This window comes from Streptomyces akebiae, assembly GCF_019599145.1.
Taxonomy (GTDB): domain Bacteria; phylum Actinomycetota; class Actinomycetes; order Streptomycetales; family Streptomycetaceae; genus Streptomyces; species Streptomyces akebiae.
The window spans coordinates 10,057,811-10,073,107 of sequence record NZ_CP080647.1 but is presented as its reverse complement, the minus strand read 5'-3'; the positions used below and the strand labels follow the sequence as shown (position 1 = coordinate 10,073,107).

Below are 15,297 nucleotides of genomic sequence, written 5' to 3'. Positions count from 1 at the left end.
AGGCGTAGACCTAGTCGGGCAAGGTGCGCTGACGTAGCCAGAAGCCGAGGGTTCATCGGTCGCTGGGAGTAGGTCCTGCGCCTCAGGTGCGCTTCACGCCTGCTGACTAGGGTCGGCCGTATGGAGACCACGGCAATCGTTCGACGCAGGACGGCGGAACGTATGCGCGACGCTCTGGGGCGTCTCGTGAGCGAGCGTGACGTATGGGTGGCGACGGCTCACCCCGATCACGGGCCCCACCAGGTGCCCCTGTGGTTCCTGTGGGACGGGCGAGCGGTGTGGATGTGCACCGGCGCCGGTTCCGTGACCGTACGGAACGTCCGCGAGGAGCCGCGCGTGCGCCTGTCGTTGCCGGACACTGCCGACGTGGTGCTCCTCCAGGGTGAGGCGGAGTGCTTCCCCGACCAGGAGGTGCCCGAAGGCGCGGCGGAGGCGTTCGCCGACAAGTTCGGGTGGGATCCACGCGGGGAAGAGGGTTCCTTCGTGTACGTACGCGTCGTCCCGAGCACGGCGCGCGCGTGGCGTGGCGAGCCCGAACTACGCGGCCGGGTCATCATGCGCGACGGGACGTGGCTGGCGTAGCGGCCGTCAGGCACCTGCGGACCCGTGCGGAACGCAGTGCCGCGTCGCATGACGATCGTGCCGCGAGGTGAAGAAGGGGCCTCGCCCACGGACATGTCCCCTTGGACGTCCGCTACCACGGCAACAGCCGGATGTGGCTGATGACCTTCCGGTGGTGGGTGTAGGCGATGTGGACGGCCCCGTCCGGCGTCTGGGCGATCGAGGGGTAGGACGGCTCGCGGTTGAGGCCGCCGCGGTAGTTGCTGGTGAGGCAGTGGCCGTCGCCGGTGACCAGGTCGGCGCGCGACGGCCATGTGCGGCGTGATCGCGCCAGGCCCGACCGACACGCCCATGCAACTCGTCCAGTGCGCCGGGGCGTCCCTCTGACGCACCCGTGGGGCGGGGCGGACGCGAGCCTTCGTCCGCTCCGCCCCGCCCCACGGCAGCGCCGCGCCGGCAGCCGCGCCCGGTCAGTTGACCCGCCGGGCCTGCCCGGCCCAGTACGGCTCCCGCAGCTTGAACTTCTGGACCTTCCCGGTCGCCGTCCGCGGAATGGCCTCTCGGAACTCCACAGTCGTCGGCGCCTTGTACCCGGCGAGCCGCTCCTTGCAGTACGCGATGATCTCGGCCTCGCTCACGGCCGATCCATCGGCCCGCACGACCAGCGCCTTGATCGTCTCGCCCCACCTGGGGTCCGGCACCCCGATGACCGCGACCTCGGCGACCCCGGGGTGGCTGAAGATCGTGTCCTCCACCTCGATCGACGACACGTTCTCGCCGCCGGTGATGATGACGTCCTTCTTCCGGTCCGAGATCGTCAGATGCCCGTCCTCGGGGTCGAGCGTCCCGCCGTCACCCGTACGGAACCAGCCGTCCTCCAGCACGGCGGCGGTCTCCTCGGGCTTCTCCCAGTAGCCGTCGAGGACCACGTTCGAGCGCGCCATCACCTCACCGGAGTCCGCCACTCGAAGCTTCACCCCGAGTGCCGGAAGGCCGGCCCGCGACAGCTTCCGCGCCCGTTCCTCGCCCCGCAGGGCATCGTCCTCGGGCCGCGCGCGGTTGAACGTCAGGAGGGGTGAGGTCTCCGTCAGACCGTAGATCTGGGTGAACTCCCAGCCCAGTTCCTCCTCGACGCGCTGGATCATCCGGCTCGGCGGCGGCGCTCCCGCGCACACGATCCGCACCCGGTCGCGCCCCGGCACGGGTCCTGCCCAGCCGGTCGCCGCGTCGAGGACCGCGTTCCACACCGCCGGCGCACCGCACATCAACGTCACCCCGTGTTCGTCCACCCGGCGCAGGATCTCGGTGCCGTCGACCTTGCGCAGTACCACCTGCTTGGCGCCGAGACCGGCCATCACGAACGGCATCCCCCACCCGTTGCAGTGGAACATCGGCAACGTGTGCAGGTACACGTCCCGCTCCCATGCCCGGGTGTGCAGCCCGAAGGTCAGCCCGTTCACCCAGATGTTGCGGTGTGTGAGCTGAACCCCCTTGGGGCGCGCGGTCGTTCCCGAGGTGTAGTTGATCGTCGCTGTCGCGTCCTCGTCCGGGTCGGACCAGGGCCTCGGCTCCACCCCGAACCGCATCAGCTCGGTGTCCGTCTGCTCCCCCAGCGTGAACCGGTGCGCCACCTTGACGTCGGCGACCGTGTCCCGCACCTCGGGGTCGACCAGCAGCACCGAGGCGCCGCTCTGGCGTACCACGTACTCGATCTCCTCCGCCTTCAGGCGGAAGTTGACCGGCACACAGATCCGCCCGCTCATCGGCACCGCGAACAGCAGCTCCAGCAGACGGGCCGAGTTGTGGCTGACCACCGCCACCCGCTCGCCCTCCCCCACCCCGAGCGCGTCCAGTCCCGCCTGCCAGGCCCGCACCCGCTCGCCCAGCCGTCGGTACGTCGAGGGCGCCACCGGCGCCGCGGGCTGACTCGGCTCGTCGATCACCCCGGGGCTGTCGGCGAACCCCGACTCCGCCCGGTCCAGGAAGTCGGCCACCGTCATCGGAACACGCATCTGTCTCCCCACTCGCCCTGTCCGCACGCTGCGTACGCCACGCCTCGTGCCTCGTACCAGTTGTTCCTCCCCCACCGGGCACGCACGCCCCTGGTCGGTCACCCGATCGGGTATGGCCGGTCCGGGCGGCACCGTCGCCGGGCAGCGGGCGGGGCCCGCGCGATTTGTCACATGGGTGGCTAGAACTCTGCGGTGCGTTGGTTCACGGTGGTTCCTCCTAACCGCCCGATCCGCCTGGAGGGGTCCAGCAGTGAGACGTAGGCGATTTGTGGCAGGAACCATCGGCGCCCTCGCGGGGGCGACGCTCGGCCCGTCCGCGTCCCGGGCCTACGTGCCGACGCCCCGTACGCGGGACTGGCAGGCCGTGCCCGCGCCCGGCAGCGTTCCCGCCGCGCAACTGCGGCGCATCGCCGCCGCCGGGCCGCGACTGGCCTGGGCCGTGGGCGAGGAGGACCTGGGCGTGCAGACCCAGCAGCGGGCCCTGGCCATGGTGTGGAACGGCGACGTCTGGACGAAGACGGATCTGTCGCACCTCACACACACGAGGATCGTCGATGTCGCCGGTGTCCGCTCCTCCGCGGCGTGGGGCGTGGGCCATCCCATCGGCGACGCCAGCCCCCTGCTGCGCTGGGACGGAACCACCTGGCGCGAGGCGGACTTCCCCGGCAGGGGTGAGCCGGACGTCCGGCTCACCTCGGTGGGGGTCGGCCGCGACCGGCAGGTGTGGGTCTGCGGCGTCCGGGACGGCGCAGCCCGTCTGCTGCACGGCGACGGGCGGCGCTGGCGCTGGCTGGACCCGCTGCCGGTCGAGAGCGTGAACCTCTACCGGGTCGTCGTGCGACGGCCGGGCGAGGTATGGGTCTGCGGGGACCGGTCGAACGGCGGCGGTTGGTCCGGCCTCGTGGCCCGCTGGGACGGTGCGTGGACGGCACTCCCCCCGGTGGCGGGCCTGCGGCTCGGCCTCGCCGACGTGCATGCCAGCGGTCCGGACGACGTATGGGCGGTGGGCACCGAGGCCGGTGTGGGCGGGCCGATCGGCCGCCCCGGCAACCCCGCGCTGAGCCACTGGGACGGCACGGCCTGGACCCGGCTGGAAGCCGGCTTCACCCTCGGGTCGCTCACCGGGATAGCGGGCGACGCACGGGGACGCGCCGCGTGGATCTCGGGCTGGAACTTCTCGGACCAGAGCCGCAGTACGTATCTGCGCCGGGACGGCGACACCTGGACCGTCGCCCGGGGCCCGGCGGGCACGGCTCCGGCGCCGTACCTCAATGACGTGACGTCCGTTCCGGGTACCAGGGGCTTCTTGTCGGCGGGCATGACACGCCCCGCCCCGTATCCGCCGACCGAGGCCTACAGCGAACATCTGGACCGGGTCTCGGCGGACTTCGGGGACTGAGTCTCGGCGGGCTGCGGATCGCGCCGCGCGGTCGCCCGGACGTCGCGACCGGGTTCGAACGGCTGATGGCGCGGCGCGCCTCTGGCCGGCGGGGTGGAGGCCGGGGAGGATCGAGTGGGGCTGCCACCTCGTGGGGAGCCGCCCGGCACCCTGTCCCTCGTGCGAAGAGGTTCGCTCATGACCGCGTTCGACGACTCGCCGTGCCGGTGTCCCGACGACCGGGCGCCGGCATCCGTCGAGGACGACGCCCCCGGTGCCTCACGGTGAAGGGCGCCCCGGGCGGCGGCGCGCCCGGCGGTGGGCGCCACGACGGGCGCTACGGCGAGGCCGTCTTCCGTCCGGAACAGGCGGGCGAGGGCACACGGATCGACTTCGGTGCCCTCGCCTACGACGACATCACCCTGGCGCGGCTGCGGGAACTGGGGGCCGGCCCGGGGTGGCGCTGCCTCGACGTGGGCGCCGGCACGGGCACCGTCTCCCGTCGGCTGCTGGAGGAGGCCGGGGTCACGAGCGTCCTCGCCGTGGACCGCGACGTACGGTTCCTCGAAGCTCCGCCGGTACCCGGGCTCGACGTCCTCGCGGCCGACATCTCGGCCCCGTCCTTCGCCCCCGGACGCTTCCGACTCGTCCACGCGCGCTTCGTGCTGATGCACCTCCCCGAGCGCGACCGCCTGATCACGGCGCTGGCCGAACTCGTCGAGCCGGGTGGTGTGTTGGTGCTCAGCGACGCGATCGACCTGACGAGCGGCCGGACGCCCGACACTCCGTACAGCATGACGATGCGGGCGATGTGGGAGGGGCTGCGGGCCACCATCGGCACGGACGTCTCCTGGGTGCCGGCGTACCCACGGCTGCTGCGGGGCGCGGGGCTCGGGTCCGTCGCCGCCGAGGTGCATGTGCCGCCGCTGCTGCCGGGCAGCCCCATCAGCCGCTTCTGGGCGGACACATGGGAACGGAGCCGGGCGGCCATGGTCGCCACCGGCCTGGTGGACGACACCGACGTCGACGCGGCCATCCGCTACCTGGATGCGGACGAGTGTGCGGCGCTGTCGGCCGGCATGCTCACCGCCTGGGGACGGAAACCGGCGAGCGGCCCGGCCGCGGCGCCCGCGTAGCCGTGCGCCGCGGCCCGTCACCGGGTGGCGCCGCGCAGGTCCCGTAGGTACCAGTCGAGCCACGTGCCGTCGCTGCCCCGTGTCCGTCCGCCCGGGGTGAATCCGGCCCGTCGTGCCACGGCGGCCGACGCGGTGTTCTCCGGCTCCACCCGGATCACCGCCTCCTTCCCGCCCATGGTGGCGGCATATCCGCAGACCAGAAGGACGGCGCGGGTGGCCAGGCCGCGCCCCCTCCCGGACGGGTAGAGGCCGTAGGCGACATTCACCTGGCCGGGAGCCAGCCCCTCTACCGAGACCCGCAGGTCGATCGTCCCCACGAGTTCCTCGTCGACGCCCACCCGGATACCGAAAGCGCGCAGCGGGCCGGCCGTCTCCCACTGTTCCCGGCAGTGCCGCAGGTACGCTTCGACGCCCTCGGGTGTGCTCGGTCCGCCGCTGAGCCAGCGAACCAGTGCGTCGTCCTCGCCCGCGAGGTGGGCCTCCGCGTCGTCCGGTCGCAGCGGGGACACGGTGACGGTCCCGTCGGACAGCTTCACGTCAGGCATCTGGCGATTCTGGGCGGCAGGGCCGCGTCGCGCCACGGGATTACGTGGCGCGGCGCCCGGAGCGGGCAAGCCGCCGACGCGGTCCCGCCGTTCAGTGTCCCGGTCGCTTGATGCGAGCGTAGGGCGGATACGGCTTGAAGCAGATCAGCACTTCGAGGGGGTGCCCGCCGCCGGGGGGTTGGGCCAGTGTCGGGAGCGCCGCCATCAGCGCCGAGTGGCCCTTGGCCACGCCCTTCTGGTGGGGGCCCCAGCCCGCCGCGTGGGCGAAGTACGTGGCGGTCTCGGCGAAGACGTCCCGGCTGCCGAAGAGGAAGAACGTCCTGGCGTGGGTGGCGTGCCGCAACTCGTCCCGGAAGTCGGCCCGTTCCCAGCGTTCGCTCCAGGATGCGGCGTCCCGTACGGTGCGGGCCTCGTCGGTGCGGACGGTCAGCGGAGTGCCGTCGACCAGCCTGCGCCTCAGGTCGGGCCACTTGCTGGGGCGCAGGCCGAGCGTGTGGTGCGCCAGCACCAGGTCCACCCGCTCGCCGACACCCTCGTCCGGTGGAAGGCCGTCACGCAACGGCACATGGACGATCGTGTGGCGGGAGTAGGCGGCGAAGGAGAACAGGCCCGCCAGCCGGTTCAGCCCTTCGTGGTCGCCGAACAGGAATCCGATGGGGTCGGGGGCGCGCAACGAGGTGTGGCGAAGGGTCTGCCGGGGCTGGACGACACGATGCTCGTACGGCCCGGTCCGGGGCCTGAACTGGCGCAGCCTCAACCGCATACGGAATTCCTCATCCCCTCAGGATCGCGGGCGGCGAGGCATCGGGGCAACCGGGATTCGCCCACCGCCGCCGTATCGCGGATGGGTGAGTACCATCCGCACACATCATGTTCGTTGTCGGGAAGGGAACCGCCATGACCGAGACGCCATCAGAGTCGACCGACCTCAAGACGCAGTACATCGCCCAGGTCGCCGCCGACCTCGAGCGCAACGCCAAGGAACAGGAGCGTCTCATCGGGGAGATCGACGCGCTGCAGGAGCAACTCCTGGGTCTGCGGCAGGACCACGCAGTGCTGCTGCACATGCAGCAGGCTCTCGGCGTCGTGGCGTCGGAGCCCGCGCCCGTGGCCGACGAGGTCGTGGCCCCCTCCGTGCCCCGGCAGAAGGCCGCCCCCGCCCCGGAAGCCGGCAAGCGCACCCGGGCGAAGAAGGCCGAGCCCCCGCAGGACGGCAAGCGGACGAAGAAGCCGACCGCCACGAAGACCGCCGCCACGAAGGCCGCTGCGACGAAGACCGCCGCCACGAAGGCGGCGAGCGCGCAGACCGCGAGTGCGAAGTCCACCGGCACGAAGGCCACGACCGCCACCAAGGCCACGACCGCCACCAAGACCGGGACCGCCAAGACTGGGACCGCCAAGGCCGGAGACGGCAAGGCCACGACCGCCAAGACGGCCGGCACCAAGGCGGCGGCCACCAAGTCCGCGTCCGCCGAGAAGGCTCAGCCCACCCTCGTCGAACTCATCCGCCGCCACCTCACCGAACAGAGCGAACCCCGCTCCGCGGCCGAGGTCGCCGCCGCGCTCACCCAGGCCCACCCGGACCGCCGGATCCAGACCAACGTCGTGCGCACCACCCTCGAAGGACTCGTCGCCAAGAGCAACGCCCAGCGTGTCAAGCAGGGCTCCTCCGTGTACTACACCGGCCCCGACGCACCGGAGCCGACCGCCCCGCCGCAGCCCTCCTCCGAGCCCGCGCAGGCGACCGCCTGAGGCCGGGGCAGTCGAGCCCCGAGCGACTCGATGGTGTGGACGAGGAGCCGGATGCCCTCGCGTGCCGCCTCGTCGAAGGGGCGACGCACGGTGGTCCGCATCGACCGTTCCTCCGCCACGCCCGGATGGCGAAGCGCGCTGAGCGGAGGCCCGGCACCGTTCAGCGTGGTGCCGGGCCTCCTCACCTCCGCCCCTCAGCGCAGGTCTGTGGTGAGCCGGTACCGGCCCGGCGGCAGCCGGTACGAGGAGACTGAGTCCGTGTGGCCGAGGAACCGCACACCGTCCACCCGGGCCAGCGGGGTGCGCCCCTCGCGGACGGCGTCCGCCGAGGCGGCCGGGAGACACAGGGTCGCCTCACTGTTCGCGGGCACGACCGCCTCGTACGCCAGGGTGCGCCCCTCGTCCTCGACCTCCCAGGCGCTGCGGATCTCGCCGTACGGCGACTCGTACGTCGCCGAGACCCGGGTGATGCGCCCGGTGGGGTCGGGATGGGGCCGCAGGAGGAAGCGCTTGAAGCCGGGGCCGTCCGGATCGGGGGCGATGCCGGCCATGTAGCCGTACATCCACTCCATGATCGCGCCGTAGGCGTAGTGGTTGAAGGAGTTCATGCCGACCGGGCCGAAGCCTGCCTCCGCGGAGTAGGAGTTCCAGCGCTCCCAGACCGTGGTGGCGCCGTTCCTCACCGAGAACAGCCAGGACGGCAGCGCGTCCTGGTGCAGCAGCTCGTACGCCAGGTCCGCGCGGCCCTCGTCGGTGAGGACGGGGGCGAGGACGTTGACGCCGAGGAAGCCGACGGACAGGGTGTTCTCGGCGTGCCGGACCCGGATGCTGTCGGGGTTGGCCTCCTTGTGGGCGGCGTCGTTGCGGATGTTGTCCGCCAGCTGGTTGACGAGTGCGCGGCGTTGGGCCTCCGTCTCGTAGAAGCCGAGCTTGAGGACCCACAGCAACGCACTCTGGCTGTTGTCCTCGGTCTTCTGGTTCGGGTCGGAGCCGGGTTCGATCGGGGAGGCCTCGCCCAGGCTGGACCGCACGGTGACGCGACCGCCGTCGGTGCTCAGGTACTTGGCGATGAACGCCCGCTTGATGTTCCCGAAGAGCCGTTCGTACTCCTCGGCCTCGGCCGCCCTGCCGATCGCACGGGCCATGCTCGCCATCAACCGGGCGGAGTAGCCGTAGTACACGTCGCTCATCAGCTGGGCGCTGGTCTTCTGCGGGGCCAGCCAGTCCCCGGTGAGGGACCCCTGTCCGGCGTAGGTGTCGCCGGTCTGCTGCCGGATCCAGTCCAGGTAGCGCGTCATCGAAGGCCAGTTGCGCTCCACGACGGTCGGGTCTCCGGTCATCTGCCACACGGTCCAGGGCAGGACGACACCGCAGGCCGCCCAACCGCTGCCGCCGCCGGGGAAGTTGTAACGTCCGCCGGGGGCGACACCGGTGTACTGCGCCTTGTCCGCCCCGTAGATGCGCTGCGAGTCGACGACGGTGTCCTGGAAGTGGCTGAGGAAGGCACCGGCGTCGGCGTTGTAGAGGCCGGTGGTGGCGAAGACCTGGGTGTCACCGGTCCAGCCGAGGCGTTCGTCGCGCTGCGGGCAGTCGGTGGGCACCCAGAGGTAGTTGCCGCGTTGCCCCCACCGGATGTTGCTCGCGAGCTGGTCGACGTCGGGATCGTTCGTCGTGACGGTCCCGGTCTCGCGGAGGGCGGAGGTGGCGACCTTGCCCGTCAGCCGGGTGATCGTGACGGTCTCCGACGCCGTGACGGACACGTAGCGGAAGCCGTAGAAGGTCAGCGTGTCCTGATGGGTCTCGCCCTTGGGGTCGCCCTTGAGGATGTAGGTGCTGGTGGCCTCGGCACTGCGGAGGTTGGCCCGGTAGAGCGAGCCCTCGGGGCCGTCCGCGCCGACGCCGTCGTTGTTGAGCATCTCACCGAACCTGAAGTCGACCCGGGCACCGGTCGGTCCGCGCACCCCGTAGCGGGCCACGCCGACCATGTTCTGGCCCAGGTCGAAGACGGCGGTCTCGCCGGCGGAGAGGGTGACCTGGGCCGTGGCCGCCTGCGCGGGGTCGGTCACCGTACGGGCGGGGTCCACGACCACGCGCCCTCGGCCGCCCGGGCTGTCGTCCTGTCCGGTCACTCCGGTGGCGACGGTGACGGACATCGGCCGCCGGTCCCAGCGGTCGACGAAGCGCGCGCTCTCCGCGGGGTAGGCGAGCAGCCGCACGTCGGGGTACCTGTCCTCGAAGGCGACGCGTTCGACGTCCGACCACGTGGTGTCGTCGAATCCGGGCGCGGCCCAGCCCGTCAGTTCCCGGCGGGCGTCGTAGGTCTGGCCGTCGTAGAGGTCGTCGGCCCGGTGGGGGCCGGTGTCGGTGGCCCTCCAGCCGTCGTCCGTGCGGGTGACGACGGTCTGCGTCGTCCCGTCGGTGTACTCGATCAGCAGCTTCGCCTTGACCGCGAGGGCGTTGCCGTCCTTGGAGTGGTAGGTGCTGCCTTCGGAGACCCGGCCGTTGTACCAGCCGTTGCCCAGGACGACCGCGAGCGTGACCTCGGAGGCGTGGTGCAGGAGGTGGGTGATGTCGTAGGTCAGGTAGTCGACGCGTGTGTCGTAGTTCGTCCAGCCCGGTGGCAGGAGTTCGAGGGTGGGGGCGCCGTCCTGGTCGACGGTCACCGGCTCTCCGTTGACGTGGGCCTCGTACACGCCGAGGGCCGAGAGGTACAGCCGCGCCGCGCGCACCCGCCGAGGGCCGTCGGCCTTGAGGGCTTCCTCCTTGCGCAGCATGGGCGCGCCGGCCGAGCCGGGGGCTTTCCCCTTCATCCCGATCCACTGCGCGCCGTCCCATCCGGCCACACCGTCGCCGCTCATCAGGCCGGTCTCGAACGCGGAGGTCGCGGTGCCCGCCCGGCGGCCCTCGGCGTCCCAGACGGCGACGGACCAGTGGTAGCGGGTCGAGGGCCGCAGCGGCTCGCCCCCGTAGGGGACTGCGACGGAGTCGTCGGAGCGGACCCGTCCGCTGTCCCAGACGTCGGCGCGGCCGGCGGTCAGCCGGGCCGTGGAACGGGCGACGAGGATCTGGTAGGACCCCTGCCGCCAGCCCCGGGTGGCGGACCGCGTGTGCCACCCGAAGCGTGGGTGGTCGGCGTCCACACCGAGGGGTTCGGTGCGGTGTTCCACTGTCAGGCCCCGTACGGGGCCCTCGGGCGGGCGGGCGGAGGACGCTTCCACCGCCGCGCTCGATTCCTCTGGCATGGCACTGGCTCCTGTCGACATGGCACCGGCTGTCGCCGCGAGCGGGGTGCGGCGACGTAACGCCGGTCCGCCGTCTTCCGCGTTGCTCCCCTCATGGCTCACGCCTCAGGGTCCTCTCGGTCTCTCGGCTTCCGGTCACAGTGCGGGGTGGTGAACGTGTGCCGGCCTGAACCTACGACCCGGGTGGGGTGGCCCGGGGCGGGCAGCCGGATCTCCGCCGTGGTGTTCGGCGGGAGTTCCACGTCGAGCCGGAAGCGCCCGTTCTCGCGGGTCCAGCGGGCGGACACCACGCCGTACGGGGTGCGATAGCTGCCCTCGGCATGGGTGAGGTCGCCGACCGGGCGGGGGTCGATGACGAGTTCGCGGTATCCGGCGCCGCCGCGCGCCTGGCGGATGCCGACGACACCGCTGTGGAACCACTCCTCGATCTGCAGGAGGATCATGTGGTTCTTGGAGTTGCCGATGCCCCACTCCTCCGGAACGGTCGTCAGGCCCCCGGGGTTGGCGGTGGTGGGCGCCATGAAGTGGCCGTAGCTCGGGCGGGTGTCCTCCTGGAGGACGTCCCACAGGAGGTCGTCGTGACCGCCCTCGTGCAGGGCCCTGACGATCGCAGCGAGCCCGATGGTGCCACCGCTGAAGTGCGGTCCGCCGCCGAACGGACGGTACGCGTGGACCAGTTCGACCAGCGCCTGAAGGACCCTGCCGCGCTCGCCGTCGGGTACGAGGCCCTCGTCGAGCGCGAGCGCCTGCGCGGCCTGTGTGGCTCCGGCGGTGCCCCGGTCGCCCTCGGCGGTGTACCGGCCGAGGGCCGTGTTGTAGAAGGCGTCGTTGAACGCGTCCTTGATGTTGTCGGCGAGGTTGCGGTACTCGGCCGCGTCGGCGTCGCGCCCGATCAGGGCCGCCGTCCGGGCCATGCGGTCGGCGACCTGGTGGTAGCCCCAGGTTCCGGTGATACGGCCCGAGGTGTTCTCGGCGGCGATCCAGTCGGCCAGGGCCGCGTCCACGAGGTGGGCGTCGGCGCCGGTGCCCGCCTTCCTGGTCCGGATGTAGTTGAGGAACTCCCGCATCCGCGGGTAGTGGCGGCGCATCGTCTGTGTGTCGCCGTAGGTCTCGTAAGCCAGCCAGGGCACCAGGACGATACCGTTGCCCCAGTTGATCTCGTCGCCGAAACGGCCCGTGTACCCCCAGTCGTACACGGGGGCCTTCAGCGCCACGTTGCCGATGTTGTCACCGGCCCGGGACTGGCCCTCTACGAGGTGGCGTTGCATGGTGCGCAGGTAGGCCGCGTATCCGAAGGTGCGGTGCACGGCTCCGAAGGGCTGGACGTAGTCGGCGGGGTAGGCGAGCTTCTCCCGGCCGGGGCAGTCCGTGAAGGTGGACATGACGTTGCTCATGATCGAGTAACGGGACATCCGGTGGACGCGGTTGATCCGGTCGTCGGAGGTGCGCAGGGAGCCGGCGTCCGGGACGTCCGCGTGGATCTGAACCCCCGTCACCGTGTCCGGGGTCGGGACGTGGTCCTCCGGCAGACCGGTCACCTGGAGCCATTGCATGCCGAAGTAGTGGAACTGCGGATGCCAGCGCTCGCCACGCTCGTCGCCGTACGTGGTGTAGGCGGCGAACAGGTCGGTGCCGCGGCCGGGACCGCCGCCCATGAGCGACGTCTGGTCGACGGTGCCGTCGGCCCTCAGCGACTCGGCGGGGTACATCCTGACCGTGGTCCCGGCCGGTAGCGGGCCGTCGAGGTCGAGCAGCGGCCAGCCGGCGAAGTTCTGTCCGAAGTCGAAGACCCAGACGCCGGAACGCGCCTGGGTGACAGCGACCGGACGGATCCTGTCGACGATCCTGAGGGGTTCGGCCACCCGCCACACCAGTTCGGTGGTCAGGTTGGGCGGCGGTGCGATGCCCGCGTCGGTCCACCCCATGGCCGTGCCGTCGCGCCGTCCTGCCGACTCGCCGAGGTCCGCGCCGGGCGCGGACCAGCCGGGCTGTTCGCGGCGGGCGTCGTAGTCGGAGCCGGAGTACCAGTTGGCGGTGACGGTCGGGCCGAGCGCCGCCCGCCACGAGCGGTCGCTGACGACGGTCTCGACCGTGCCGTCGGCCTTCGTGAGTTCCAGGCGGGCGATCAGCCGTGGTGGGACGGCGGCGCCCGCGCTCGGGTCGCTGCCGGCCAGGGAGTTGCCGGAGCCGACGACGGTGGCACCGCTGTCGTGCGCGGCGGAGAGACCGGGCTCGAAGGTGATGCCGGTGCCGTCGGCGCCCGCCGTGCCGATCGCGGTGATCGTCCGGGCCTCCAGACGCTCGCCGCCGTCGCCGGTGTCGATGCTGATGGTTCCGCCGACGTGGAAGTCGGCGACACTGCTGACCCTGACCGTGTCGGTGCCTCGCGCGGCGGGCGCGACGAGGGTGCCGGCGCCCTTGGACTGGCTCTGCCACCAGCTGTAGGGGGCGGTGCGGCCGGTGGTGGGGTTGGTGACGGACCGGGTCACGAGGGCGGTGCCGTGGCCCAGTTCGACGCCGAGGGTGTTGTCCCCGGAGCGGATGAGGCGGGTGACGTCGTAGGCCCGGTATTCGGTGGAGAGCTGGTAGTTGGAGTTGCCGGGGGCGAGCACCTCGTCGGTGACGGGTTCGTCGTTGAGGCGGGCCACGTGCAGTCCGATGCCGGACAGGTACAGCCTCGCCCGGACGACTCTTCCTCCTCTCGGGCTCACCCGGAAGGCGCGCGCGAAGAGGGGCAGGGGCTGGTCGGGGGTGCGGCCCGGGTACTCGATCCACCGGGCCTCGCCCCAGTCGGAGCGCTTGAGGAGGCCCGTCTCCCAGGCGCCGGGGCGGCTCCACCGTGTCGCGTGGCCGTCGGTGCTCCAGACCCGCACCTGCCACACCACCCGCTCGCGGGAGGCGGGCGCGGGTCCGTGCCAGGCGATGTCGGTCTGGTCGGAGGAGCGGACCTTGCCGCTGTCCCAGATCAGGCGCCCCCGGTCCAGATCCTTCTCGGAGCGCGCCGCGCGAACGCGGTACGCGGCCTGGGTCCAGCCGGCGTGGGCTCCGGTCACCCGCCAGCTCAGCCGTGGGGCGGGGTCGTCGACACCGAGCGGGCTGTCCTCTCGGCCGTCGACCGCGAGCCCGGTGACTCTCGCTCCACAGCGGTCGTCCTCCGCGTCGGCGCGGGCCGTCGCCAAGGGCAGCGCGGGAACGACGGGCGAGGCCAGCCCCGCCGCGGAGACCGCCATCGTGCCGACCACCTGTCTACGGCTCAACGCCTCACTCGGGACGTCGGGCATACCGAACCTCCGATCCATTGTTCGATGCCGGTTTGAACGTTTCCTTCAGTCGGCGGAGAGAGCCGTCGGCCGCGGGCGACGGCCGACGGCTCGTCGGTCAACTGCCGGACTTGTAGTCGGCGTCCATCTCGTCGAGGAGCTTCTCGGGCGTGGACTGTCCGCTGAAGATCCCCTGGAGGCCGCTGAGCATGGTCTGCTGGACCTTGGGGTTGGGCCAGAGCTGGTCCATGAAGGGGACCGTGCGGTCGGACGTGATGAACTCCGAGAGTTCGGCGAGCGAGGGGTCCGCCGCGAAGCCGGTGTCGGGCAGGGACGGCAGTCCGCCCTGCTTCCCGACGAAGGTGTTCATGCCCTTGGCCGACATCACGAAGTCCACGAACTGCAGGGCCAGTTCCTCGTTCTTCGCCTTCGCGTTGACGGCGTACCCGGCACCCGCGGCGGCGGGTATCAGGGTCTTGGACGGGTCGTCGGTGGCCGGGAGCGCCTTGAGCGTGAACGTGCCCTTCGGGTTCTTCTGCTTGAGGAGGGCGATCACCCAGTTGCCCTGCACGATGCCGAGGGTCTTGCCGGTGGCGGCGAGCTGCTGGCTGGCCTCGTAGTTGGTCCCCAGCGGGTTCTTCTGGAAGCAGCCGGTCTTCTCCATCGTCAGGTACTTGTCGAGGGCGGCGGTCCACGGCGACTTCGCGAAGGTGCCCTCGCCGGCCTGCATCTTCTTGTCGAAGTCCCGGTCCTCGCCGTAGACGGTCGTGGCGACCAGGGCGTACTGGACGAGCTGGGTCACCCAGTTGTCCTGGTTGCCGAGCGCGAAGGCCGGGGTGCCCTTGGCCTTCGCGGCCCTGCAGAAGGCCAGCAGGTCCTTCCAGGTGTCGGGCGCGGTGAGCCCGGCCTTCTTCAGGGCCTGCTCGTTGTAGACCGCTCCGATGCCGTTCTGTCCGAAGACCGCGGTGTACGTCTTGCCCTCGTACTGGGCGACGGACTTCATCGCGTCCGGCAGCTTCGCGGCCCACGGCCGGTCCGACAGGTCGCGCAGATAGCCGGGCTCGGCGAGCACGTACGTGGCGGCCGGGTTGCCGTTGCCGGGCCACACCGACATCACGTCGGGTGCGGTGCCCGAGGACAGCTGGGTGCGGATCTGCTGCTGGTACTGGTCGGCGCCGCTGGTGGTGTACCGGACCTTGACGCCCGGATTGGCCTTCTCGAACGCCTTGACGACATCCTCGATCGAGCCCTGGTCGACCGAGGCGACGGTCAGCGTCCTGGAGCCGCCCGAGCCGCTGTCGGAGCTCGCCTCGGTGCCGCCGCTGCAGGCGGCGAGCACCGCCGTGGACGTGACCGCGGCGATCATGACCGGGAGTGTGCGTGTCTTCATGTGATCCCCCTCGGGGAAGGT

General features: G+C 71.6%; 10 protein-coding genes. 4 read left to right on the top strand and 6 right to left on the bottom strand.

The window, feature by feature from the left end; genetic code table 11:
- Positions 1-120 precede the first annotated feature (120 nt).
- Positions 121-582 carry a pyridoxamine 5'-phosphate oxidase family protein gene (locus K1J60_RS43635; protein WP_220651064.1) on the top strand — a complete coding sequence of 154 codons (462 nt, stop codon included), beginning with the start codon at positions 121-123 and terminating at the stop codon, positions 580-582.
- A gap of 449 nt (positions 583-1,031) precedes the next feature.
- On the opposite strand, the gene K1J60_RS43630 is transcribed toward K1J60_RS43635, so the two are convergent.
- Complete coding sequence (locus K1J60_RS43630; protein ID WP_220651063.1) at positions 1,032-2,573, bottom strand: AMP-binding protein; 1,542 nt, start codon at positions 2,571-2,573, stop codon at positions 1,032-1,034.
- A 268-nt stretch (positions 2,574-2,841) separates the two neighbouring features.
- On the opposite strand from K1J60_RS43630, the gene K1J60_RS43625 reads away from it, so the two are divergent.
- Positions 2,842-3,972: a hypothetical protein gene (locus tag K1J60_RS43625; protein WP_220651062.1), complete on the top strand. Its 1,131-nt coding sequence runs from the start codon at positions 2,842-2,844 to the stop codon at positions 3,970-3,972.
- Positions 3,973-4,235: 263 nt separating this feature from the next.
- Positions 4,236-5,087 (top strand): class I SAM-dependent methyltransferase, encoded by an 852-nt coding sequence (locus K1J60_RS43620; protein ID WP_220651061.1) that lies wholly within the window; start codon positions 4,236-4,238, stop codon positions 5,085-5,087.
- A gap of 17 nt (positions 5,088-5,104) precedes the next feature.
- On the opposite strand, the gene K1J60_RS43615 is transcribed toward K1J60_RS43620, so the two are convergent.
- Both K1J60_RS43615 and K1J60_RS43610 read right to left on the bottom strand, forming a co-directional pair.
- Positions 5,105-5,632, bottom strand: coding sequence for a GNAT family N-acetyltransferase (locus K1J60_RS43615; RefSeq protein WP_220651060.1), 528 nt, complete (start codon positions 5,630-5,632; stop codon positions 5,105-5,107).
- Positions 5,633-5,723: 91 nt separating this feature from the next.
- A complete protein-coding gene (locus K1J60_RS43610) occupies positions 5,724-6,395 on the bottom strand; it encodes a hypothetical protein (RefSeq protein WP_220651059.1) in 672 nt (223 codons plus the stop codon).
- Between the two features lie 134 nt (positions 6,396-6,529).
- Between K1J60_RS43610 and K1J60_RS43605 the strand changes: the two genes are divergently transcribed.
- Positions 6,530-7,384, top strand: a complete 855-nt coding sequence (locus K1J60_RS43605; RefSeq protein WP_220651058.1) for a hypothetical protein — start codon at positions 6,530-6,532, stop codon at positions 7,382-7,384.
- A 194-nt stretch (positions 7,385-7,578) separates the two neighbouring features.
- Here K1J60_RS43605 and K1J60_RS43600 read toward each other — a convergent pair whose 3' ends face one another.
- The 3 genes from K1J60_RS43600 to K1J60_RS43590 form a co-directional block, all read right to left on the bottom strand.
- Positions 7,579-10,626, bottom strand: a complete 3,048-nt coding sequence (locus K1J60_RS43600; protein ID WP_259408190.1) for an alpha-L-rhamnosidase — start codon at positions 10,624-10,626, stop codon at positions 7,579-7,581.
- 98 nt (positions 10,627-10,724) lie between these two features.
- Positions 10,725-13,907, bottom strand: a complete 3,183-nt coding sequence (locus K1J60_RS43595) for a family 78 glycoside hydrolase catalytic domain (RefSeq protein ID WP_220651057.1) — start codon at positions 13,905-13,907, stop codon at positions 10,725-10,727.
- 97 nt (positions 13,908-14,004) lie between these two features.
- Positions 14,005-15,276: an ABC transporter substrate-binding protein gene (locus tag K1J60_RS43590; protein WP_220651056.1), complete on the bottom strand. Its 1,272-nt coding sequence runs from the start codon at positions 15,274-15,276 to the stop codon at positions 14,005-14,007.
- Positions 15,277-15,297 lie beyond the last annotated feature (21 nt).